This window comes from Aromatoleum petrolei (assembly GCF_017894385.1).
Lineage (GTDB): Bacteria > Pseudomonadota > Gammaproteobacteria > Burkholderiales > Rhodocyclaceae > Aromatoleum > Aromatoleum petrolei.
Genome location: NZ_CP059560.1, coordinates 1,820,379 through 1,840,538, shown reverse-complemented (window position 1 = coordinate 1,840,538; position 20,160 = coordinate 1,820,379). Strand labels below are relative to the sequence as shown.

Here is a 20,160-nt window from a genome sequence, read left to right as displayed (position 1 = left end):
GCTCCGCACCCTATAATGGCGGAATTTTTCCGACCCGGGTTCCCGAATGTCCATCCTCGTCTGCGGCTCCATGGCTTACGACACGATCATGGTTTTTCATGATCGCTTCAAGCGCCACATCCTTCCTGAACAGATCCACATCCTGAATGTGTCCTTTCTCGTGCCCGACATGCGGCGCGAGTTCGGCGGATGCGCCGGCAACATCGCCTACAACCTGAAACTGCTGGGGGCCGATCCGCTGATCATGGCGACGGTGGGGGATGACGCCGAGCCGTATCGCCAGCGCCTGCAGCGCCTCGGGCTGCGCCAGGATCACGTGAGGCAGGTGCCGGAGAGCTTCACCGCGCAGGCCTTCATCACCACCGATCTCGACGACAACCAGATCACGGCTTTCCACCCCGGCGCGATGAACCACTCGCATCTCAACCGGGTGCAGGACGCGAACGGGGTGAGGCTCGGCATCGTGTCGCCGGACGGTCGCGACGGCATGCTCAACCATGTCGCGCAGTTCGCCGATGCGGGCGTTCCTTTCGTGTTCGATCCGGGCCAGGGCATGCCGCTCTTTTCGGGCGAGGAGTTGCTCCAGTGCTTGAACCAGGCCACCTATTGCACGGTCAATGATTACGAAGCGCGTCTGCTGTGCGAGCGTACCGGGCGTTCCCTGGAGCAGTTGGCGGAAAGTGTCGAGGCGCTGGTCGTGACGCTGGGGCCCGAGGGCTCGCGCATCTATGCGGAAGGACGGTGCGTCGAGATTCCCTGCGTGCCACCCGACGAAGTGGTTGACCCGACCGGTTGTGGCGATGCCTATCGGGCTGGTCTGCTGTACGGAATTGCAGAAGGTTACGATTGGACGCGGACTGGCCGCTTGGCGTCGTTGATGGGATCGATCAAGATCGCCAGTCGCGGGGGGCAGAATCATGCGCCGGATCGCGTGGCGATCGGCGCGCGTTATGCAAAGGCGTTTGGAGAGGCAATATGGTGAGGAGTACGAGGCAGCGTGCCGCTGTGGCGGTATTGGCGGTGACGGTGTTGGGGTTCGGACTGGGCGGTTGTGCGTCCGGACTGGGTGGTGAGACTTACTCGCGCGGCGAGGCGCGTCGGGCGATGACGGTGCAGTACGGCGTTGTCGAATCGGTTCGCTACGTGAAGCTCGAGGGAACCAAGACGCCGATCGGCGCGCTCGGCGGGGCGGCGGTCGGCGGCATCGCGGGCAGCGGCATCGGGGAAGGACGTGGTGCCGCGATCGCGACGGTGATCGGCGCGGTCGCCGGCGGCCTTGCGGGCTCCGCGATCGAGGAAGGCGCGACGCGCTCCCAGGGCGTCGAGGTCACCGTCCGGCTGGAGAACAATCAGCTCATGGCGGTCGTTCAGGACGACAAGGGCGAGGATTTCCGTGCCGGCGACTCGGTGCGCGTGGTGCGCGACGGCTCGACGACGCGCGTGACGCGCTGAGCGCCCCCGCAGGGGATCAGCCGAGCAGGACCAGTCCCCACACGCAGGCCAGATTGACGAGCGCGAGAAGGACGGCGGCGCTGCCGATGTCCTTCGCCCGCTTGGCGAGCAGGTGGTGTTCGAGGGAAACCCGGTCCACCGTCGCTTCGATCGCCGAGTTGATCAACTCCACGATCATCAGGAACAGGACGCTGCCAATGAGCAAGGCCTTGCCCGCACCGCTGACGGGCATGAACAGGGCGAGCGGGATGAGGACTGCGGCGAGGATGCATTCCTGACGGAAAGCGTCTTCGTGCTTGAAGGCCGCACGCAGTCCGTCGAGCGAGTAGCGCAGGGCGTTGAACAGTCGGGTGAGCCCGGTCTTGCCCTTGAACGGGCTTTCGTGATGCTCGCGGTGCGGCTGGGTCATGGAGGCGTCGCGTGAGGGTCAGGGGTAGAAGGCGTAGATCCGGTATCCGGTCGCGCCCAGTCCATCCGCGGCAAAGGGCAGCGTGACGGCAATGTCGCGTCCGGCGGCGAATCCCTGTGCGAGATCGGCGCCCGGGAACCATTCCTGCGGTGCAAGTGTGCGCCTTACGAGAGGACGGTCGCGCGCGTCGGTCAGCGTGAGTTCGAGGTGCGGCCAGGCCAGCGGATGGGGCGCGCGGTTGCGGATCGTCGCGTTCAGTACGAAGCGGGCGGCCTTGCCGGGCTCGGACTGCAGGTCGGAGGATTCGACGCTGATCAGGCCGGCAATGCGCGGCAGTTCAACGGTGCAGCCCAGGGCGTGGCACGCCTTCACCAGCGCGGGGCGCACGGACGGCCATTCTCGCGCGATATCGGCGCGGAATAGATACAGAAACTGTGCCGCGAGCATGCCGATCAGCAGCCCGATGGCAAGGCCCGTGAGGCCGCGGCGGGCAGGGGGCGTCGGCGGTGCGTAGTCGGCAAGCTCGTCCGCGGAATCCGTCCGTGTGTCGGTGGGCGCGGGCGGGGGGGGCTCTTCGGTGGCGAGATCTTCTTCAGGGCACAGGGGTGTCGGGATGCCCGGTTCGATCCGGTCCGGTGACGTGGAACTGCGCATCCCGTTGTCGGGAGCCGCTTCCCCCGCAGGTTCCGCTTCCTCCCCAAGCTCGGTATCGCGCCAGAACGGGCCCTGGGTGTGCAGGTCGGGCGCGCGGGCGGCTTCGTCGATCGGGCCCTCGGGTTCGGGCTCCGGCCTTTCAGGTTCGGTCGGAGCGGGCGTGTGTTCCTCGGGCTCCTGTCGCCGCTCGTTTGAGTCGCGCAGGGTCGCACGCTGCGGGACGAGCGCGTCGGGCAATTCGAAGTCGAGCTGGTCCGAGAGCGTGTCTGCCGCCTTGTCTTCCAGTACGAAGAAGCGATCGGAGCGGTCCGGTGCGGGTTCGGGCGACCTGGACGACGCAGGAGGGACGGTCTCCTCGATCAGGTTGTCCAGTGCGTCGAACGGCACCAGGCAGCTGCCGCAGCGCACCTGCCCGTGGTGTGCGCGCAACTGCTCGCTCCGCACCCGGAATACCGTGTGGCAGGCCGGGCAGCGGGCGAGCATCAGTCCTTGCCGGCCCCGGTGGCGGGCCGGGAGCCTTCCAGTCGCGCCCAGCCCTCGTGAGTTGCGCCGACGCGCAGTGCGATGAAGGGGGCGTAAGCGGCGATGACCTGATCGGTCTGGGTGTCGAGCACGCCTGACAGCGCGATGCGACCGCCGGGCGCCACGCGCGCAGACAGCAGCGGGGCGAGCACACACAGCGGGTTCGTCAGGATGTTGGCGACGACGACGTCGAACTGCGCGTCGAGCGTGTCGCGCGAATGTTGCAGGCGCATCGTCACAGCATTGCGCTCGGCATTGTCGCGCGCGGCTTCGAGGGCCTTGTCGTCGATGTCGATGCCCAGCACGTCGGCGGCACCCAGCTTCGCCGCAGCGATGCCGAGGATGCCCGAGCCGCAGCCGTAATCGAGCACGCTGGCGCCGGGCGCGACCGCATCGCACAGCCATTCGAGGCACAGGCGCGTGGTCGGGTGCGAACCGGTGCCGAAGGCCATGCCGGGGTCGAGCTCGATGTTTATCGCGTCCGGATTGGGCGCGGTATGCCAGGAAGGTACAATCCACATCTGGTCGGTGATGCGGATCGGGTCGAACTGGCTTTGCGTGAGCTGCACCCAGTTCTGTTCCGCGACTTCTTCCAGGGTGAAGGGCGGTACCGCGTCGAAACCTGCGTCGGCGGCCGCCTGTGCCAGGGCGACCGTGAGGTCGGCGTCGGCGCTGAACAGCGCGATCACGCGGCTATGGTCCCACAGGCCCACCGGGTGATGGCCCGGCTCGCCGAACTGCGGTTTTTCCGCCTCGGTGCCGGCGTCGGCGTCCTCGATGCTGATGGACAGCGCGCCGGCCTCCATCAGCGCCTCGGACAGAGCATCGGCCTTGTTCGCCTCGGCCTGCAGGGTCACGGAAATCCACATGCGCAGCGGCTCCGGCTAGTCAGCTCTTCTTGACTTCGTTGCGATCGGCCAGCTTGTGCTCCAGGTAGTGGATGCTGGTGCCGCCTTCGATGAAGCGCGCGTCGAGCATCAGTTCCTGGTGCAGCGGCACGTTCGTCTTGATGCCTTCGACGGCCATTTCCGACAGCGCGATGCGCATGCGGCGGATCGCCTGCTCGCGCGTGTCGCCGTAGGCGATCAGCTTGCCGATCATCGAGTCGTAGTGCGGCGGGATCGTGTAGCCGTTGTAGACGTGCGAGTCGACGCGGATGCCCGGGCCACCCGGTGTGTGCCAGTTGGTGATCTTGCCGGGGCAGGGGGTGAACTTGAACGGATCCTCGGCGTTGATCCGGCACTCGATCGAATGGCCGCGGAAGTGGATGTCCTTCTGGCCGAACCACAGCTTCTCGTTGGCCGCGATGCGGATCTGGGCCTGCACGATGTCGATGCCGGTGATCAGCTCGGTGACCGGGTGTTCGACCTGCACGCGCGTGTTCATCTCGATGAAGTAGAACTCGCCGTTTTCAAACAGGAACTCGAAGGTGCCGGCGCCGCGGTAGCCGATCTTGCGGCAGGCCTCGGCGCAGCGCTCGCCGACCTTGGCGATGGCCTTGCGGTCGATGCCGGGGGCGGGGGCTTCCTCGATGACCTTCTGGTGGCGGCGCTGCATCGAGCAGTCGCGCTCGCCCAGATACACGGCATTGCCGTGTTCGTCGGCGAGCACCTGAATCTCGACATGGCGCGGATTTTCGAGGAACTTCTCCATGTAAACGACGGGATTGCCGAACGCAGCCTGCGCCTCGGCACGGGTCGTTGCGACCGCGTTCAGCAGGGCCGCCTCGGTGTGCACCACGCGCATGCCGCGCCCGCCGCCGCCGCCGGCCGCCTTGATGATTACGGGGTAGCCGACGGCGCGCGCGATCTTGACGATTTCCTTCGATTCTTCCGGCAGTGCGCCGTCGGAGCCGGGCACGCAGGGTACACCGGCCGCTTTCATTGCATCCTTGGCGCTGACTTTGTCGCCCATCAGGCGGATCGTTTCCGCGCGCGGGCCGATGAAGGCAAAGCCGGATTGCTCCACGCGTTCGGCGAAGTCGGCATTCTCCGAGAGGAAGCCGTAGCCTGGGTGGATCGCCTCGGCGTCGGTGACTTCAGCCGCCGAGATGATGGCCGGGACGTTGAGATAGCTCTGTGCCGACGCGGCGGGGCCGATGCACACCGATTCGTCGGCGAGCTTCACGTACTTGGCTTCGGTGTCCGCGACCGAGTGAACGGCGACGGTGCGGATGCCGAGTTCGCGGCAGGCGCGAAGAACGCGAAGGGCAATCTCCCCCCGGTTTGCGATCAGGATTTTTTCGAACATGGCGTGCCGATCAGGCAATGACGAACAGCGGCTGGCCGTACTCGACCGGCTGGCCGTTCTCGACCAGGATCGCCTTGACCGTGCCGGTGAACTCCGACTCGATCTCGTTCATGAGCTTCATCGCCTCGATGATGCACAGCCGGTCGCCCGTGGCGACACTCTGGCCGATGTCGACCAGCGGTTTTGCGCCCGGTGCCGTTGCGCGGTAGAAGGTGCCGACCATCGGCGACTTGACGATGTTGCCCTCGGGCAGGGCATCGGCGACAGGCGCGACGACCACGTTGGTCGCAGGGGCGGCAGCGGGGGCCGCCATCGGTGCTGCGGCCAGATAGGCAGGTGCCGTGGGCGCGGCGATGTGCTTGGCGATGCGTACTTTTTCTTCGCCCTCGGTGACCTCCAGTTCGGAAATGCCCGATTCCTGGACGAGGTCGATCAGTTTCTTCAGCTTGCGCAGATCCATGCTGTTCTCCGGACTATGCGGCGCCCTGCGGGGCCGCCAGAGGGGTTTTGTGTTTAACTTTTCCGCAGTTGCGTGAGGGCGAATTCGAGTGCGGCCATGTAGCCGTATGCGCCCAGTCCGCAGATCACGCCGATGGCGCGATCGGAAAAATAGGAGTGATGCCGGAAGGGTTCCCGCGCGTGGATGTTCGACAGGTGCACTTCCACGTAGGGAATCGCCACCGCGGCCAGCGCATCGCGCAGGGCGACGCTGGTGTGCGTGTAGCCGGCCGGGTTGATGATGATGTAGTCCACCGCTTCCGCCGCCGCTGCCTGGATGCGGTCGATGAGCTGGCCTTCGTGATTGCTCTGGAAGGACTCGACGACGACCCCGGCGGCGCGGGCGCGCGCATCCATCGCGGAATGGATGTCGGCCAGCGTGGTGCGGCCGTAGACATCAGGTTCGCGAGTGCCGAGGAGGTTCAGGTTTGGGCCGTGCAGAACCAGAACGCGGGTCTGCGGAGGCGGCGGGGCCTCGGTGGCTTTGCTGCGTTTTGAGCGCGTCATGACGGCAAGTTTGCCGCAGATCGCTGCACTTTGTCCAGTGAAAGCGCATCGCGCGGCTCACCGCGAAGCGAGGAGTGCGCGAATTTTGCCCTCAAGTTCCGCTGCGTTCAAGGTGCCGAGCTTCACGAGATCCAGTTCTCCCTGCCGGTCGAAGATTGCGGTGAATGGAAGCGCCTGGGACGTGTTTCCGAGCGTGCTCGTGATGGTCAGCGTCTGCAGCGGGGCGATCAGGAGGGGGTAGGGGACCTTGTGCTCCTCGGCGAATCGGCGCACGTTGTCGGGCTGGTCGATGCCGATGCCGACGAATTGCACCGGCGCGTCGGCGAAGCGCCGGCTGACGGCAGCGAAGTCCGGGATCTCGCGCAGGCAGGGCGGGCACCATGTCGCCCAGAAATTGACCACCAGCACCTTGCCGCGCCATTGCGACAGCGCCTGGGGCTGGCCGCTGCTATCTGGCAGGTTCAGCGCGAGGATGGGGGCGCCGGCGTCCCGTGCGACCTGCGTCGTCGCCGGGGTCGAGGGGGGGGAGGCGCGCTGGGCGAAATGGCCGGCCAGCCCTGCCGCTGCCGCGACGGCGAGGATCAGGGCATTGCGGATGAATGGCTTCATGTTGTCGTCGGTTCAGCGCACCGGCTCGGGTTCGCTCCGGTCCTGCGCGAGCAGGGCTTCGACCGCGGGCAGGCGCGCCCGCTCGGCGTGCCGCCGGTTCGAGCGTTCCGAGTCGGCCGGATAGATCGAGAGGCGGATCGGCACCTGTTCCCAGTCGAAGCTGAGGATGGCCTCGGGTGCGTGCGGCGCGGGGCGGCGCGGTTCGCGGTGCTCGTAGGCGATGTCCTGGTTGAGGAAGAAGATTTCCACTTCCTTGGCGCTTTCCGGGAAGAGTTCGATATCGACCTCGGTGTAGCGCCCCGCCGTGCCGTCGAGGGCGCCGCCGGTCAGGTAGGGGCGAAACTCGTCGAGCAGGCGCATCACGCCGACCGCCGCACGCCGCATCTCGAGCAGGCGTTCGGCCTGTTCTTCGTCCTGATACAGCGATTGCCAGGCGCGCAGTTCGGCTTCGATCTCGGCGTTGTTGGGCAGCGAGTCGGTGTCCGAGGCACCAAGCTGGCGGGCGGCCTTGCGCTTGGCAAAGCCGAAGTCGGAGATGCCGTCTTCGGCCATCATGCGGGCCGCCGCGGCGGCGATTTCACGCCTCAGGCTTGCGGAGCGGGAGGGGGGCGCGCGGAAAGTCATGGTCGCGAGTCCGGCTGAGGGTCCGTGTAGAATGCGCACCATTCTACACGGACCGGTTTCAGGCACATTGCAGCGGTCCGTCAGTCCCGGAGTTTCGATGCACATCCACATCCTTGGAATCTGCGGCACCTTCATGGGCGGCGTGGCGCTGCTTGCGCGCTCCGCCGGGCACACCGTCACCGGCTGCGACGCCAACGTCTATCCGCCGATGAGCACCCAGCTCGAGGCGCAGGGCATCGGCCTGACCGAAGGCTACGATGCGTCGCAGATCGATCTCGCACCCGACGTGTTCGTCGTCGGTAACGCCATCTCGCGCGGCAACCCGCTGCTGGAGGCCATCCTCGAGCGCGGACTGCCCTACGTTTCCGGGCCGCAATGGCTGGCCGAGCATGTGCTGCAAGGGCGTTGGGTGCTGGCCGTCGCGGGTACACACGGCAAGACCACGACGACCTCCATGTTGGCGTGGATGCTGGAGGACGCGGGGCTCAATCCGGGCTTTCTGGTCGGCGGCGTGCCGGGCAACTTCGGCGTGTCGGCGCGCCTCACCGATTCGCCCTTCTTCGTCATCGAGGCGGACGAGTACGATACGGCATTCTGCGACAAGCGCTCCAAGTTCGTTCATTACCGTCCGCGCACGGCGATCCTCAACAACCTCGAGTTCGATCACGCGGACATCTTTTCCGACCTCGCGGCGATCGAGACCCAGTTTCATCACCTTGTGCGCACGATCCCCGCCTCAGGGCGGATCGTCGCCAATGCCGGCGAAGAGAGCCTGAAGCGGGTGCTCGCGCGCGGCTGCTGGTCGGAGCTGGAATGGTTCGGCGACGCCGCGCAGTGGGTGGTCGAGGCGGGCGCGGAGGAGGCCGAGGCGGTGTTCCGGCTGCGCGACGAGGAGTTGGGGCGCGTCGCGATGCCGATGTCGGGCAGCCACAATCGCAGCAATGCGCTGGCGGCCGTTGCGGCGGCACGCCATGTCGGCGTGACGCCGGCGCAGGCCATAGCCAGCCTCGCACGTTTCGAGGGGATCAAGCGCCGCATGGAAGTGCGTGGTCGGGTCAATGGCATCACCGTCTATGACGATTTTGCCCACCATCCGACAGCGATCGCGCTGACGGTCGAAGGCTTGCGCAAGCGCGAGACCGGGGGGCGGATCCTGGCGGTGCTCGAGCCGCGTTCCAATACGATGAAGCTGGGCGTGATGAAGAGTCGCCTGCCCGAAAGCCTGGCGCTGGCCGACCGTGTCTACTGCTATGCGAATGGTCTGGGATGGGATGCGAGCGAAGCGCTCGCGCCGCTGGGCGAGCGGGCCGGTGCCTTCGAAACGCTGGAAGAGCTGGTTGCGGCCGTCGTCGCCGAGGCGCGTCCCGGCGATCACGTACTGGTCATGAGCAACGGGGGCTTCGGCGGCGTGCACGAAAAGCTGCTCGCCGCGCTGCGCGCACGGTGATGCTCGGCGCTTGCGGGATAGAGTTTCGCAAGCGCTCGGGCCGGACCTCAGTCGTTCTTGCCTTCGAGCTGGCGCGCCTGCTGGTCGGTGATGTACTCGAACACCTTCACGACCTTGCGCACGCCGTCCGTGCGGCGGGCCACTTCCGTCGCGGCATCCGCCTCGCGGCGCGTCACGATGCCGAGCAGGAACACGGTGCCGGCCTCGGTCACGACCTTGACGTGGTTGGCGCTGAACTGCGCCGAATCGACGAAGCGCGCTTTCACCTTCGACGTGAGCAGCGAGTCATTGCCGCGCGAGGTCAGCGACGAGATGCCGGCCACCTGGATCTCATTGACGATGCCCTTGACGTTGGCGATGCCGCTGGCCACGCGCTCGGCTTCCGCGCGGTGAGCCTCGGTGGGGGCTTCGCCGGTGAGCAGAACGTTGCGGTTGAACGACGTCACGTTGATATGCACGGCATCGCCGAGACGGTCTTTCAGCGCGCTCGCGGTGCGCCACTCGATGCCTTCGTCCTCGACGTAGGCGCCCGAGGTGCGGCGGTCCGCGACCATCGCCGCGCCGGCCCCGACCCCGCCCGCGACGAGCGGAAAGCAGCCCTGCAGCAGCGGCAGTGTCGCCGCTGCGCCGAGGCCGAGAAGCAGGGTGCGCCGGCTGGCTTGAAGGGTCTTGTTGGTCATCAGTCTTCAACTCCGAGTAACAGACAATCGATGCCGTCGCACAGGCAGTGCAGGACAAGCAGATGAACTTCCTGGATGCGTGCCGTGCGGTCGGCGGGTACGCACAGGTGGATGTCGCCGTCGCCGAGCATGTCCCCCATCCTGCCGCCGCCCTTGCCGGTCAGCGCGATGACGCGCATCTCGCGCTCGTGGGCTGCCTCGATCGCCGCAATGACGTTGGGCGAGTTGCCGCTGGTCGAGATCGCAAGCAGCACGTCGCCCGACTGTCCCAGCGCACGCACCTGTTTCGAGAAGACCTGGTTGTAATCGTAATCGTTGGCGATCGAGGTCAGCGTCGAGGTGTCGGTCGTCAGCGCCACGGCGGCGAGCGGGGGGCGCTCCATCTCGAAGCGGTTGACCAGTTCGGCGGCGAAATGTTGCGCATCGGCAGCCGAGCCGCCATTGCCGCACGCGAGGATCTTGCCGTTGTTGAGCAGGCTGCCGGTCATGATCTCCACGGCTCCTGCGATCGGGGCCGCCAGCGCCTCCAGCGAGTCGAGCTTGGTGCGGGCGCTGTCTTCGAATTGTCGGGAGATGCGGTGAATCAGGTCCATGAGGGGCTCGGGTCACTTCTGTCGGGGGCAAAAGTCTAGCACGAGGCGAATGCCGGACCCGCCGTGCAGTGCTAGTGTGCCGCGCTGCGCGCTGCTGCGGCGGGTTGCTTTACAGACGCTTACCATGCATCGGCGTCGAACGCGCCGCGCAACCATTCCACCGTTGCTTCGTCGAGCGCGCTCATCAGCACCGCGTCGAAGCGGCAGGGGCGTTCAGCGAAGCGTCGGCCGGCGCCCGCGAGCCACCAGCGTGCGGCCAGCACGACACGCCGGCGCTTTGTCGCAGTGATGCTCGCCGCGGCGCCGCCGAAGCCCGGATTGCTGCGCAGGCGGACTTCGACGAATACCACGGTGCCGCGGTCCAGGCACACGAGATCCACTTCGCCGCCGCGGCAACGCACGTTGCGGGCGAGCGGGCTGAGGCCACGGCGCGCGAGGAAGCGCTCGGCCAGTTCCTCCCCGGCCTTGCCTCGCGCTTGCGTGCGAGACACCGGCCGCCCGACAATGCCTTCCCTTTTGCTGCGCTCCCCGATGTCCATGTCGACCAGTCCATCTCCGCTCTCAAGTACGCCGTCATTGTATGTGGTGGCGACGCCGCTCGGGAACCTCCAGGACATAAGCATCCGCGCGCAGGCTGTGCTGAGCGAGGTCGGTGCCATTGCCGCCGAGGATACGCGCCACAGCCAGCGCTTGCTCGACGCGTTGGGCATTCGTACCCGCCTTTTTCCGCTGCACGAGCACAACGAGCAGACCGCCGTCGGCCAGGTGATCCGGATGCTGGAGACGGGGCAGCACGTCGCGCTGATCAGCGATGCCGGCACGCCGGCGATCTCGGACCCCGGTGCGCGGGCGGTCGCGCGGGTCCGCGAGGCAGGCTTTCCGGTGGTGCCTGTGCCCGGCCCTTGTGCGGCCATCGCGGCGCTGTCCGCGTCCGGTTTCGTGGACGACGGTTTCCGCTTCGTCGGCTTTCTGCCGGCCAAGCAGGCCGCGCGGCGTGCGCGCATCGGGGAACTGCGCGGGCAGGAGGTGCCGCTGGTGTTCTACGAATCTCCGCACCGCATTGCCGAATCGGTCGAAGACCTCGCGGCGGTGCTGGAGCCTTCGCGCGACATCGTCATCGCGCGCGAAATCACGAAGATCTACGAGCAGATCGCGCGCATGCCGCTGGGCGAGGCGCCGGCGTGGCTGGCGGCCGACGCGAACCGTTGTCGTGGTGAGTTCGTGCTGATCGTGTCCGGGGCTCCCGCGGTGGAGGGTTTGCCGCCGGATGCCGAGCGAACCCTCGCGCTGCTGCTGGAGGAACTGCCGGTCAAGAGCGCGGCGCGGCTTGCGGCGGACATCACTGGAGCGGCGCGCAAGTTGCTGTACGCGCGAGCGCTGGAGCTGAAGGGCAGTTGAGCCTGCATATATAATCGGCGCGACGAACGGCGCCCGCATTCCGACCCTGGAGCCCCATGCACACCCTATCCCTCATCCGCCCCGACGACTGGCACCTGCACGTGCGCGACGGCGCCGCGCTTGCGGCCGTCGTGCCGCACACGGCGCAGCGTTTCGGTCGCGCGCTCATCATGCCCAACCTGCGCCCGCCCGTGACGACAACGGCGCAGGCCCTTGAATACCGCGAGCGCATCCGCGCGGCGGTGCCGGTCGGCATCGATTTCGAGCCGTTGATGAGCCTCTATCTCACGGACAACATGGCGGCGGACGAGATCGACCGCGCCAAGGCGAGCGGCGCGGTGGTGGCAGCGAAGCTCTACCCAGCGGGTGCGACGACCAATTCCGATGCGGGAGTCACTGCGATCGAGAAGGTCTGGCCGGTGCTGGAGCGCATGGAACGCGTCGGGATGGTGCTGTGCGTGCATGGCGAGGTGACGCAGGGCGACGTGGACGTCTTCGACCGCGAGCAGGTGTTCATCGAGCGCGTGCTCGCCCCGCTGACTCAGCGCTTTCCCGGGCTGCGTGTCGTGTTCGAGCACATCACCACCGCTGATGCCGCCGAGTTCGTGAAGGCGGCGGGCGACACGGTCGGCGCCACGATCACGGCTCACCACTTGCTGCTGAACCGCAACGCGATCTTCGCCGGCGGCATCCGTCCGCATCATTACTGCCTGCCTGTGCTCAAGCGCGAAACCCATCGGCGCGCACTGGTCGAGGCTGCGACCTCCGGCAGTGCGAAGTTCTTCCTCGGCACCGACTCCGCGCCGCATGCGCGCTCGACGAAGGAGGCCGGCTGCGGCTGTGCGGGATGCTACACGGCGCATGCGGGAATCGAGCTGTACGCCGAAGCCTTCGAGCAGGCCGGTGCGCTAGATCGCCTCGAGGCTTTCGCGAGCCTTAACGGCCCCGCGTTCTATGGCCTTCCGCCCAATTCCGGCCGCATCACGCTGGCCAAGCAGGTTTGGGAGGTTCCGGCCGCGTACGACTATCTGGCTGGCGATCCGCTGGTGCCTCTGCGTGCCGGCGAGACGATCGCCTGGCGTCTGCTCTGATAGGGAGTCTTTATGCGGAGTGCCCGGACAAAAGCGATTGCCGCTCTGGCGATGTTGCCCATGCTTGCGGCGTGCGAGAACAGCGCCACCGCCTTCATGATCGAGGGTAGCCAGCATGCCCTGATCCTGGTGCGCGAAAAACCTTATTTCTGGCAGGGCACTGTCAACCAGGCGGTGATCGCGTCGCGTCTGCCGCACTGCCAGAACCGCGTCCCGATCCACCCGGACGGTACCGAACTGACGCCGATGGAAGTGTTCGAGGCCGGCGAGCGTCTGTGGGCGCTTCATCAGGGCAGGCGCTGGTACCTCGTCGGGACCGACAAGTGCCAGGTGCAGGACTGGGACAACGCCGCCGGCTCGGCGCCGGGGCCGGCGCTCGGCACTTTCCGCTTCAAGGACGGCGTGGCGACCTTCATTCCGGCAGGCAGGTGAGCGCGCGTCGCGTATAATCGGCGGCGGGAAGTTCGCCAGGCAATCGCTGCGCACCTCGTGTGCGTGGAGGAAAGTCCGGGCCCCGCAGAGCAGGATGCCGGCTAACGGCCGGGCGCCGCGAGGCGACGGAAAGTGCAACAGAAAGCAAACCGCCGATGGCCTGTTCGCAGGCACAGGTAAGGGTGAAATGGTGGGGTAAGAGCCCACCGCAGTCCTGGTGACAGGACTGGCACGGTAAACCCCATCCGGGGCAAGGCCAAATAGGGGAGCAATGGCGTGGCTCGCGCTGCTCCCGGGTAGGCTGCTAGAGCGCCGTGGCAACACGGCCCCCAGAGGAATGATTGCCCGGCGGCTGCGGCGAAGGTCGCGGCCGTTCGACAAAACCCGGCTTATCGGCGAACTTCCCATTTCGCGCCGAGCCGTTTTTCCCCACTTCGGTGTGCGTTTTCCCACAGTTCCCCACTTCGGGCTCGTTCTGCGCCCGATTCTCCACGCTTTTCTCATGAAGTTGCGCTATCTGCCTTGATTTTTCAGGGTTTATGGCGACGCTTCGCTCGTTCATAAGTCATTGTGTAGCAACGGAAAACTTCCTGTGTTCGGCTTGACCCCTCATTTCCTTTACTCTAAAGTGGGGGCTGGTGGTAAAAAGTGGGTCAAGGTGGCATATGCATGTCGCCTCGGCGGGCAAAATCAGGGGGTGGAATGTTCCAGGGAGCCGCTGCGCTCAGTCTCGATGCCAAGGGTCGCGTTGCGATCCCTGCGCGGCATCGTGACGCCCTCGTTCCCGACGGGGCGCCGCTGGTGGTCACCGCTCATCCTCACAAGTGCCTGCTGGTTTATCCGCAAGCTGTCTGGGAGCCGATCCGCGCGCAGGTTGCGGCGATGCCCGGCCTCGACCCCGCCGCTGCGGCCCTCAAGCGTCTGCTGATCGGTTTTGCCCAGGAGGAAGAGCTCGATGGCGCGGGGCGCGTGCTGATCGCCCCGTCGTCGCGTCAGTGGGCCGGGTTGGACAAGCAGGTATGGCTGGTCGGCCAGGGAACCCACTTCGAGTTGTGGTCGGATGCCGGATGGCAGAAGCAGCAGGAGGCGATGCTCGCGCTTTCCGGTGCCGCGTTGCCGGCAGGATTCGAGAGCCTCGCGCTGTGAGCCTGTCCTCCCGGCACGTTACCGTGCTCCTGTCCGAAGCTGTCGATGCGTTGGCGATCCGGTCCGGCGGCGTCTATGTGGACGGTACCTTCGGTCGCGGTGGTCACAGCCGGGCGATTCTCGCGGCACTCGGGTCGCAGGGGCGGCTCATTGCCTTCGATCGCGATCCCTCGGCGATCGAGGCCGGTCGCCAGATCGCCGATCCCCGTCTGACCCTCGTGCATGCGCCTTTCAGTTCGTTTGCCGGCGAGCTCGACGGACTCGGCGTCAGCCGGGTCGATGGCGTACTACTCGATCTTGGCGTGTCCTCTCCGCAGCTCGACGAGCCGGAGCGGGGCATGAGTTTTCGGTTCGATGCGCCGCTCGACATGCGCATGGATACGAGCCGCGGGCAGACCGTGGCGCAATGGCTGGCAGAAGCGTCTGTCGCGCAAATCACGGAGGTGCTCAGGGATTATGGGGAAGAACGGTTTGCTCATGCGATTGCAAAGGCGATTGCAGCTGCTCGGACAGGGGGGGCTGTTGCAACCACTCGACAGCTTGCCGCGATCGTGGAAAAAGCGGTCCGCACACGCGAGCCGGGGCAGCACCCGGCGACGCGCAGTTTCCAGGCTCTACGGATTTTCATCAATCAGGAGCTCGAAGAGCTGTCGCTGATCCTGCCTGATACGGTCGCACGGCTGAAGCCGGGCGGACGGTTGGCGGTTATCAGCTTCCACTCGCTCGAAGACCGCATCGTCAAGCGTTTCATGCGTGACGAGTCGCGTCCGCCGCAGTTGCCCTCTCGCCTGCCGGTGCGTGCAGCGGATCTGCCCAAGCCGCGTCTGGCGCTGGTCGGCAAGGCCGTGCGTCCGGGTGAGGCGGAGGTTGCGGCGAACCCGCGTGCCCGCAGTGCCGTGATGCGCGTGGCCGAGCGCACGGAGGCGCAGGCATGATCCGGGCCGACGCCTTCCTCGTGGCGGTGGTGGTGGCGAGCGCACTGGGCGTGGTCGCATCGCAGCACCAGGCCCGCAAGCTGTTCTCCGAGCTCGAGCGCGAGCAAGCGCGCGCTCACGGCCTCGAAGTGGAGTGGGACCAGCTGCAACTCGAGCAGAGCACCTGGGCCGCGCACGCGCGTGTCGAAAAGATCGCCCGCGAGCGCATCGGAATGCGCGCGCCGGTGCCGGGGCAGGTCTTCTCGATCGAGGGGGTCAAATGAGCAAGCAGCGAACGGTGACCTTCAATCACAACCCCCTGCTGCGGCACGGCCTTCCAACCTGGCGTCCGCGCGTGGTGGTGCTGGGCCTGATGGCGTGCTCGCTGGCGCTGGTCGGGCGCGCGATGTACCTGCAAGGGGTCAATAACGAATTTCTGCAGGCTAAGGGCGAGTCGCGCTATGCGCGCGTGCTCGAGGTGCCGGCGACGCGTGGTCGCGTCACGGATCGGCACGGCGACATGCTGGCGGTGAGCACCCCGGTGCGTTCGATCTGGGCGATTCCGACCGATGTGAATCTCACCCCGCCCGATGCGCGCAAGCTTGCCGGCCTGCTCGAAATGGACGTGCAGGAACTCAATCATAGGCTCGCCGCCGGTCGCGACTTTGTCTATTTGAAGCGCCAGGTGTCGCCCGAGACCGCCGAGCAGATCGCAGACCTGAAGCTGCCTGGCGTCCATCAGCAACAGGAATACCGCCGCTACTATCCCGGCGGCGAGGTGATGGCCCACGTGCTGGGCTTCACCGGGGTGGATGACAAGGGACAGGAAGGTGTCGAGCTCGCCTTCGAAGGCGTCCTCGCCGGCAAGCCGGGCGCACGGCGCGTGATCCGCGACCGCCGCGGGCAAATCATCGAGGATGTCGAAGCCATCCGGGCGCCGCGCGACGGGCAGGATCTCGCGCTGTCGATCGACGCCAAGATTCAGTATTTGGCGTATTCGTCCTTGCGTCAGGCGATGCAGACGCACAAGGCGAAGGCTGGTGCAGCGGTGGTGCTCGACGCGCGCACCGGCGAGGTGCTCGCGCTGGTCAATGCGCCGACCTATAACCCGAACAATCGCTCCAACCTCAGCGGCGCCCAGCTGCGCAACCGCGTCCTCACCGACGTGTACGAGCCGGGCTCGATCATGAAGCCCTTCATCGTCGGCCTCGCGCTGGATCGGGGTAAGGTGCAGCCCGGCACGATCATCGATACGGCGCCGGGGCGTATGACGATCGGGCGGGCGACGATTTCGGATTCGCACCGCAACGGCGCACTGACCGTCGCGCAGGTGATCCAGAAGTCCTCCAATATCGGCACGGTCAAGGTGGCGATGCATTTCTCGCCTGAGGAAATGTGGCGCCTGTACGACGAACTGGGCTTTGGCAAGCCACTCAACCTGGGATTCCCCGGTGAGGCGGGTGGGCGCCTGCGTCCGGCGAAGACGTGGAAGCCAATCGAACAGGCGACGATGTCCTACGGTCACGGCGTTTCCGTGACCCTCATTCAGATGGCGCACGCTTACCTCGCGTTCGCCCGCGACGGCGAGCTGGTGCCCTTGTCGCTGACCCGTCTCGATGCGCCGCCCGCCGGCGGCAAGCGCATCTTCTCGGCCGCCGCCGCGCGTGAAATGCGCGGTATGCTGGAGCTGGCATCCGGCCCCGGTGGTACAGCGCCCAAGGCTCAGGTCGCGGGCTACCGCGTTGCCGGCAAGACCGGCACCGCGATCAAGCTGGAAGGCGCGCACTACACGAACAAATATGTTTCGTCCTATGTCGGATTAGCTCCGGCATCGGATCCGCGGCTTATCGTTGCCGTGATGATCGACGAACCCTCTGCGGGACAGTATTACGGCGGTGCAGTAGCGGCGCCGGTGTTTGCCCAGATTACCGAAGGAGCGCTGCGAGCGCTCGGCGTGGCGCCCGACGCTCCGTTGGTGCCGCTGCAGCTCGCGCAGAAGCCGGCGGCGGTCGTGCCCGCGCGGGAGAACATGTGAGCCTCGAACTCGCATCCGCGATCCTCGAACGCCTTCATGCGGCCGGTGTCGTGCCCGCCGGCATTACCGCCGATTCTCGCCGCGTGACCGCCGGGGATGTCTTCGCGGCGTGGCCAGGGCTGGCCTCGGACGGACGCAAGTTCATCGGTGCCGCCCTGGAGCGCGGCGCGGGCGCCGTGCTGTGCGACGATCGCGACGGATTCCGCGCGGAAGGCTTGCCGGTCCCGACCATTCCCGTGGCCGAGCTGCGCCGCCTCGGCGGATATCTCGCCCACCTGATCCATGGCCGCCCGTCTGACCGGCAGTGGGTCGTCGGGGTGACCGGTACCAACGGGAAGACGACCGTCACGCAGTGGCTGGCTGGGGCTCTTGCCCGGTTCGGCGAAAAATGCGGCGTGATTGGGACCTTGGGGAACGGCTTTCCAGGGCAGCTTGCCGATACGCTGAATACGACCCCCGACGCCCTCGAGGTTCATCGTGTCCTGCGGGACTTTCTTGCTGCGGGCGGGACTGCAGCGACGATGGAAGTGTCGTCGATCGGCCTCGATCAGGAGCGTGTGAATGCGGTGGCCTTCGATGTGGCCGTGTTCACCAACCTGAGTCGCGACCATCTCGACTATCACGGAACGATGGAAGCGTATGGCGCTGCGAAGGCCCGGCTGTTCGACCAGCCCGGTCTGGGCAGCGCCGTGATCAATCTGGACGACGCCTTCGGTTTGGGGCAGGCACGGCGCTTGGCCGTTGCCGGGCTGCCGGTGATCGGCTTTACCCAGGCTGCGGCGGAGCCAGTGCGTGGTGTGCGCCTGCTGAGTGCACAGGATGTCCGCATGTCGGCATCGGGTCTGCGCTTCACCATGGCCTTTGACGGTGTGCGACGCGAGCTGGACGTGCGCATGGTGGCACGGTTCAACGTCTCGAACCTGCTGGCGGTTGCCGGTGCGCTGCTTGCGCGCGGTTTGCCGCTGGACGAGATCGTGCATGCAGTCGCGCATCTGAACTCGCCGCAGGGGCGCATGCAACTCGTGGGCGGTGTCGCCGAGCCGCTCGTTGTGGTCGACTACGCGCACACGCCGGACGCGTTGGCGAAAGTGCTCGAATCGGTGCGCGCGACGGTCGCGACGCGTGGCGGGCGTCTTGTGTGCGTGTTCGGTTGCGGCGGCGATCGTGACCCCGGCAAGCGTCCGCTGATGGGTGAAGCCGCACGCCAGCAGGCCGACCGCGTGATCGTGACCAGCGACAACCCGCGCTCGGAGGATCCCGCGAAGATCATCGACGCCATCATGCAGGGTGCCGGCCCGCAGGCCGAGCGCGTGATCGATCGGGCGCAGGCGATCCGCATCGCCGTCGGCGAAGCAGGCGTCAATGACGTGGTCGTGCTCGCCGGCAAGGGGCATGAGCCTTATCAGGAGATCCTGGGCGTGCGCTTGCCCTTTTCTGACGTCGAGCAGGCGCAGATCGCCCTGCGCGAATGGAATCTGGCCAAGGGAACGGGCGCATGCTGAGCCTCATGGAAGCAGCAACGATCGCGGGCTTCCGCCCAGTGGGCGACGCCACCTTCTCCTGCGTGGGAACCGATAGCCGTCGCATCCGCTCCGGCCAGCTGTTCGTCGCCCTGCGCGGCGAGCATTTCGACGGGCATGACTTCGTCGAGCAGGCCGCGGCAGCAGGTGCCGCGGCTGCGTTGGTCGACGAGGCATGGCAGCGCGAGCATGAGGACATCCCGTTTCCCCGTCTCGTTGTCGGCGACACCCGCCTTGCACTCGGTGTGCTGGCAGCGCACTGGCGCAGTCGCTTCGACATCCCGCTGATCGGTGTGACCGGTAGCAACGGCAAGACCACGGTCAAGGAAATGTGCGCGGCGATCATGCGCGCCCAAGCACGACATGACGGCCATGCGCCGGACTGCGTCCTCGCCACGAGCGGCAATCTCAACAACGACATCGGGCTGCCGCTGACCCTGCTCGAGCTGCGCGCACATCATCGCGCGGCGGTGATCGAGATGGGCATGAACCATCCGGGCGAGATCGGCTACCTGACATCCCTTGCCCGACCGAGCGTGGCGATCGTCACCAACGCGCAGCGCGCCCATCTGCAGGGCATGGGGTCGCTGGTCGAGATTGCCAGAGAGAAGGGGGCCATCTACGGCGGCTTGGGGGACACGGGCGTCGCCGTCGTGAACGCCGATGACTCCCACTGCGAACTCTGGCGGGAGCTGAATCGCGGCCGTAGCGTCGTCACCTTCGCCGTCGATCATGATGCTAACGTCAAGGCACAGGCGGATCTGCACGGGCTGGGCGCGCGTTTGACGCTGAATACTCCTGCGGGCAGCACGGCGTTTGACCTGCCTGTTCCGGGCGAACACAACGTGCGCAATGCCGCCGGCGCGGCAGCGGCCTGTCTTTCCGCCGGGGCGTCGCTGGCGGCAGTCGCCGAAGGGCTGTCGGGGTTCAGCGGTGCACCGGGTCGCCTGCAGCGCCGAACCGGCCTGAACGGAGCGCTGGTGATCGACGACACCTACAACGCGAATCCCGACTCGGTGCGCGCGGCGATCGATGTGCTGGCCTCGACTGCCGGACACACGGTGCTGGTGTTGGGCGACATGGGCGAAGTCGGCATGACCAGCGCGCAACTGCATGACGAGGTCGGCGGCTACGCCAAGAGCAAGGGTGTGGACGAGCTCTACGCATTGGGAGAAATGAGCGCTGTCGCGGCGCACAACTTCGGCGACGGTGGGCGGAAGTTCGCCTCCGCCGAGGCTCTGCTCGCAGCGCTGGCGCCGCGCCTCGATGCAAACACGGTGGTCCTGGTGAAGGGGTCGCGTTTCATGCGGATGGAGCGGGTGGCGAACGGACTTGCGGCGGTGCACAATGGCGCCCCCTCACAGGAGTCTCATTAGTCC

At 66.5% G+C, this 20,160-nt stretch carries 23 protein-coding genes and 1 other RNA gene; 13 read left to right on the top strand and 11 right to left on the bottom strand.

What is annotated here, in order from left to right; translation table 11 throughout:
• Nucleotides 1-46: 46 nt before the first annotated feature.
• Nucleotides 47-982, top strand: a complete 936-nt coding sequence (locus ToN1_RS08455) for a carbohydrate kinase family protein (protein ID WP_169207984.1) — start codon at nucleotides 47-49, stop codon at nucleotides 980-982.
• The gene (locus ToN1_RS08450; RefSeq protein ID WP_169207985.1) at nucleotides 976-1,452 is read left to right on the top strand and encodes an outer membrane lipoprotein; all 477 of its coding nucleotides are present in this window, start codon (nucleotides 976-978) and stop codon (nucleotides 1,450-1,452) included. The genes ToN1_RS08455 and ToN1_RS08450 overlap by 7 nt, the downstream gene beginning before the upstream one ends.
• A 16-nt stretch (nucleotides 1,453-1,468) precedes the next feature.
• Here the strand turns inward: ToN1_RS08450 and ToN1_RS08445 are convergent, their stop codons facing one another.
• From ToN1_RS08445 to ToN1_RS08410, 8 genes are read right to left on the bottom strand one after another with little or no spacing between them, the layout of a single operon-like run.
• Nucleotides 1,469-1,861 carry a diacylglycerol kinase gene (locus ToN1_RS08445; protein ID WP_169207986.1) on the bottom strand — a complete coding sequence of 131 codons (393 nt, stop codon included), beginning with the start codon at nucleotides 1,859-1,861 and terminating at the stop codon, nucleotides 1,469-1,471.
• Nucleotides 1,862-1,879: 18 nt separating this feature from the next.
• The gene (locus ToN1_RS08440) at nucleotides 1,880-2,998 is read right to left on the bottom strand and encodes a zinc-ribbon and DUF3426 domain-containing protein (RefSeq protein WP_210148062.1); all 1,119 of its coding nucleotides are present in this window, start codon (nucleotides 2,996-2,998) and stop codon (nucleotides 1,880-1,882) included.
• Nucleotides 2,998-3,906 (bottom strand): 50S ribosomal protein L11 methyltransferase, encoded by a 909-nt coding sequence (gene prmA, locus ToN1_RS08435; protein WP_169204944.1) that lies wholly within the window; start codon nucleotides 3,904-3,906, stop codon nucleotides 2,998-3,000. Before prmA ends, ToN1_RS08440 begins: the two co-directional genes overlap by 1 nt.
• A 19-nt stretch (nucleotides 3,907-3,925) precedes the next feature.
• On the bottom strand, nucleotides 3,926-5,287 hold the full coding sequence (accC, locus tag ToN1_RS08430) for an acetyl-CoA carboxylase biotin carboxylase subunit (RefSeq protein WP_169204943.1): 1,362 nt from the start codon (nucleotides 5,285-5,287) through the stop codon (nucleotides 3,926-3,928).
• A gap of 10 nt (nucleotides 5,288-5,297) precedes the next feature.
• Nucleotides 5,298-5,747, bottom strand: a complete 450-nt coding sequence (accB, locus tag ToN1_RS08425) for an acetyl-CoA carboxylase biotin carboxyl carrier protein (protein ID WP_169204942.1) — start codon at nucleotides 5,745-5,747, stop codon at nucleotides 5,298-5,300.
• A gap of 53 nt (nucleotides 5,748-5,800) precedes the next feature.
• Nucleotides 5,801-6,292 (bottom strand): type II 3-dehydroquinate dehydratase, encoded by a 492-nt coding sequence (aroQ, locus tag ToN1_RS08420; protein WP_169204941.1) that lies wholly within the window; start codon nucleotides 6,290-6,292, stop codon nucleotides 5,801-5,803.
• Between the two features lie 57 nt (nucleotides 6,293-6,349).
• On the bottom strand, nucleotides 6,350-6,901 hold the full coding sequence (locus ToN1_RS08415) for a TlpA family protein disulfide reductase (RefSeq protein ID WP_169204940.1): 552 nt from the start codon (nucleotides 6,899-6,901) through the stop codon (nucleotides 6,350-6,352).
• A 12-nt stretch (nucleotides 6,902-6,913) separates the two neighbouring features.
• A complete protein-coding gene (locus ToN1_RS08410; RefSeq protein WP_210148130.1) occupies nucleotides 6,914-7,456 on the bottom strand; it encodes a hypothetical protein in 543 nt (180 codons plus the stop codon).
• A 166-nt stretch (nucleotides 7,457-7,622) separates the two neighbouring features.
• On the opposite strand from ToN1_RS08410, the gene mpl reads away from it, so the two are divergent.
• Nucleotides 7,623-8,972: a UDP-N-acetylmuramate:L-alanyl-gamma-D-glutamyl-meso-diaminopimelate ligase gene (mpl, locus tag ToN1_RS08405; protein WP_169204939.1), complete on the top strand. Its 1,350-nt coding sequence runs from the start codon at nucleotides 7,623-7,625 to the stop codon at nucleotides 8,970-8,972.
• A 47-nt stretch (nucleotides 8,973-9,019) separates the two neighbouring features.
• Here the strand turns inward: mpl and ToN1_RS08400 are convergent, their stop codons facing one another.
• The 3 genes from ToN1_RS08400 to ToN1_RS08390 all read right to left on the bottom strand — a co-directional run bounded on the left by ToN1_RS08400 (nucleotide 9,020) and on the right by ToN1_RS08390 (nucleotide 10,784).
• Entirely contained in the window at nucleotides 9,020-9,652 is a 633-nt protein-coding gene (locus ToN1_RS08400; protein WP_169204938.1) for a BON domain-containing protein, read from the bottom strand.
• Entirely contained in the window at nucleotides 9,652-10,245 is a 594-nt protein-coding gene (locus ToN1_RS08395; protein WP_169204937.1) for a phosphoheptose isomerase, read from the bottom strand. The genes ToN1_RS08400 and ToN1_RS08395 overlap by 1 nt, the downstream gene beginning before the upstream one ends.
• A 119-nt stretch (nucleotides 10,246-10,364) precedes the next feature.
• Nucleotides 10,365-10,784, bottom strand: coding sequence for a YraN family protein (locus tag ToN1_RS08390; protein ID WP_169204936.1), 420 nt, complete (start codon nucleotides 10,782-10,784; stop codon nucleotides 10,365-10,367).
• Between the two features lie 37 nt (nucleotides 10,785-10,821).
• Here ToN1_RS08390 and rsmI point away from each other — a divergent pair, with 37 nt between their 5' ends.
• From rsmI to ToN1_RS08340, 10 genes are all read left to right on the top strand, one after another.
• Nucleotides 10,822-11,643 carry a 16S rRNA (cytidine(1402)-2'-O)-methyltransferase gene (gene rsmI, locus ToN1_RS08385; RefSeq protein ID WP_169204935.1) on the top strand — a complete coding sequence of 274 codons (822 nt, stop codon included), beginning with the start codon at nucleotides 10,822-10,824 and terminating at the stop codon, nucleotides 11,641-11,643.
• 56 nt (nucleotides 11,644-11,699) lie between these two features.
• On the top strand, nucleotides 11,700-12,734 hold the full coding sequence (gene pyrC / locus ToN1_RS08380; RefSeq protein WP_169204934.1) for a dihydroorotase: 1,035 nt from the start codon (nucleotides 11,700-11,702) through the stop codon (nucleotides 12,732-12,734).
• Nucleotides 12,735-12,794: 60 nt separating this feature from the next.
• Nucleotides 12,795-13,166 carry a hypothetical protein gene (locus tag ToN1_RS08375; RefSeq protein ID WP_342344166.1) on the top strand — a complete coding sequence of 124 codons (372 nt, stop codon included), beginning with the start codon at nucleotides 12,795-12,797 and terminating at the stop codon, nucleotides 13,164-13,166.
• A 27-nt stretch (nucleotides 13,167-13,193) separates the two neighbouring features.
• Nucleotides 13,194-13,574, top strand: an RNA gene (gene rnpB / locus ToN1_RS08370) — RNase P RNA component class A.
• 294 nt (nucleotides 13,575-13,868) lie between these two features.
• Nucleotides 13,869-14,312: a division/cell wall cluster transcriptional repressor MraZ gene (mraZ, locus tag ToN1_RS08365; protein ID WP_018988057.1), complete on the top strand. Its 444-nt coding sequence runs from the start codon at nucleotides 13,869-13,871 to the stop codon at nucleotides 14,310-14,312.
• Entirely contained in the window at nucleotides 14,309-15,247 is a 939-nt protein-coding gene (gene rsmH / locus ToN1_RS08360) for a 16S rRNA (cytosine(1402)-N(4))-methyltransferase RsmH (RefSeq protein WP_169204932.1), read from the top strand. Before mraZ ends, rsmH begins: the two co-directional genes overlap by 4 nt.
• Complete coding sequence (gene ftsL / locus ToN1_RS08355) at nucleotides 15,244-15,510, top strand: cell division protein FtsL (protein ID WP_169204931.1); 267 nt, start codon at nucleotides 15,244-15,246, stop codon at nucleotides 15,508-15,510. Before rsmH ends, ftsL begins: the two co-directional genes overlap by 4 nt.
• Nucleotides 15,507-17,261: a peptidoglycan D,D-transpeptidase FtsI family protein gene (locus tag ToN1_RS08350; protein ID WP_169204930.1), complete on the top strand. Its 1,755-nt coding sequence runs from the start codon at nucleotides 15,507-15,509 to the stop codon at nucleotides 17,259-17,261. The genes ftsL and ToN1_RS08350 overlap by 4 nt, the downstream gene beginning before the upstream one ends.
• Nucleotides 17,258-18,763: a UDP-N-acetylmuramoyl-L-alanyl-D-glutamate--2,6-diaminopimelate ligase gene (locus ToN1_RS08345; protein ID WP_169204929.1), complete on the top strand. Its 1,506-nt coding sequence runs from the start codon at nucleotides 17,258-17,260 to the stop codon at nucleotides 18,761-18,763. The genes ToN1_RS08350 and ToN1_RS08345 overlap by 4 nt, the downstream gene beginning before the upstream one ends.
• On the top strand, nucleotides 18,757-20,157 hold the full coding sequence (locus ToN1_RS08340; RefSeq protein ID WP_169204928.1) for a UDP-N-acetylmuramoyl-tripeptide--D-alanyl-D-alanine ligase: 1,401 nt from the start codon (nucleotides 18,757-18,759) through the stop codon (nucleotides 20,155-20,157). Before ToN1_RS08345 ends, ToN1_RS08340 begins: the two co-directional genes overlap by 7 nt.
• Nucleotides 20,158-20,160: the final 3 nt, after the last annotated feature.

Bases quoted from the DNA above. Each gene is read 5' to 3' on its own strand.
- ToN1_RS08455 (WP_169207984.1), top strand. From the start codon at position 47: ATGTCCATCCTCGTCTGCGGCTCCATGGCTTACGACACGATCATGGTT.
- ToN1_RS08450 (WP_169207985.1), top strand. From the start codon at position 976: ATGGTGAGGAGTACGAGGCAGCGTGCCGCTGTGGCGGTATTGGCGGTG.
- ToN1_RS08445 (WP_169207986.1), bottom strand. From the start codon at position 1,861: ATGACCCAGCCGCACCGCGAGCATCACGAAAGCCCGTTCAAGGGCAAG.
- ToN1_RS08440 (WP_210148062.1), bottom strand. From the start codon at position 2,998: ATGCTCGCCCGCTGCCCGGCCTGCCACACGGTATTCCGGGTGCGGAGC.
- prmA (WP_169204944.1), bottom strand. From the start codon at position 3,906: ATGTGGATTTCCGTGACCCTGCAGGCCGAGGCGAACAAGGCCGATGCT.
- accC (WP_169204943.1), bottom strand. From the start codon at position 5,287: ATGTTCGAAAAAATCCTGATCGCAAACCGGGGGGAGATTGCCCTTCGC.
- accB (WP_169204942.1), bottom strand. From the start codon at position 5,747: ATGGATCTGCGCAAGCTGAAGAAACTGATCGACCTCGTCCAGGAATCG.
- aroQ (WP_169204941.1), bottom strand. From the start codon at position 6,292: ATGACGCGCTCAAAACGCAGCAAAGCCACCGAGGCCCCGCCGCCTCCG.
- ToN1_RS08415 (WP_169204940.1), bottom strand. From the start codon at position 6,901: ATGAAGCCATTCATCCGCAATGCCCTGATCCTCGCCGTCGCGGCAGCG.
- ToN1_RS08410 (WP_210148130.1), bottom strand. From the start codon at position 7,456: ATGATGGCCGAAGACGGCATCTCCGACTTCGGCTTTGCCAAGCGCAAG.
- mpl (WP_169204939.1), top strand. From the start codon at position 7,623: ATGCACATCCACATCCTTGGAATCTGCGGCACCTTCATGGGCGGCGTG.
- ToN1_RS08400 (WP_169204938.1), bottom strand. From the start codon at position 9,652: ATGACCAACAAGACCCTTCAAGCCAGCCGGCGCACCCTGCTTCTCGGC.
- ToN1_RS08395 (WP_169204937.1), bottom strand. From the start codon at position 10,245: ATGGACCTGATTCACCGCATCTCCCGACAATTCGAAGACAGCGCCCGC.
- ToN1_RS08390 (WP_169204936.1), bottom strand. From the start codon at position 10,784: ATGGACATCGGGGAGCGCAGCAAAAGGGAAGGCATTGTCGGGCGGCCG.
- pyrC (WP_169204934.1), top strand. From the start codon at position 11,700: ATGCACACCCTATCCCTCATCCGCCCCGACGACTGGCACCTGCACGTG.
- ToN1_RS08375 (WP_342344166.1), top strand. From the start codon at position 12,795: ATGCTTGCGGCGTGCGAGAACAGCGCCACCGCCTTCATGATCGAGGGT.
- mraZ (WP_018988057.1), top strand. From the start codon at position 13,869: ATGTTCCAGGGAGCCGCTGCGCTCAGTCTCGATGCCAAGGGTCGCGTT.
- ftsL (WP_169204931.1), top strand. From the start codon at position 15,244: ATGATCCGGGCCGACGCCTTCCTCGTGGCGGTGGTGGTGGCGAGCGCA.
- ToN1_RS08350 (WP_169204930.1), top strand. From the start codon at position 15,507: ATGAGCAAGCAGCGAACGGTGACCTTCAATCACAACCCCCTGCTGCGG.
- ToN1_RS08340 (WP_169204928.1), top strand. From the start codon at position 18,757: ATGCTGAGCCTCATGGAAGCAGCAACGATCGCGGGCTTCCGCCCAGTG.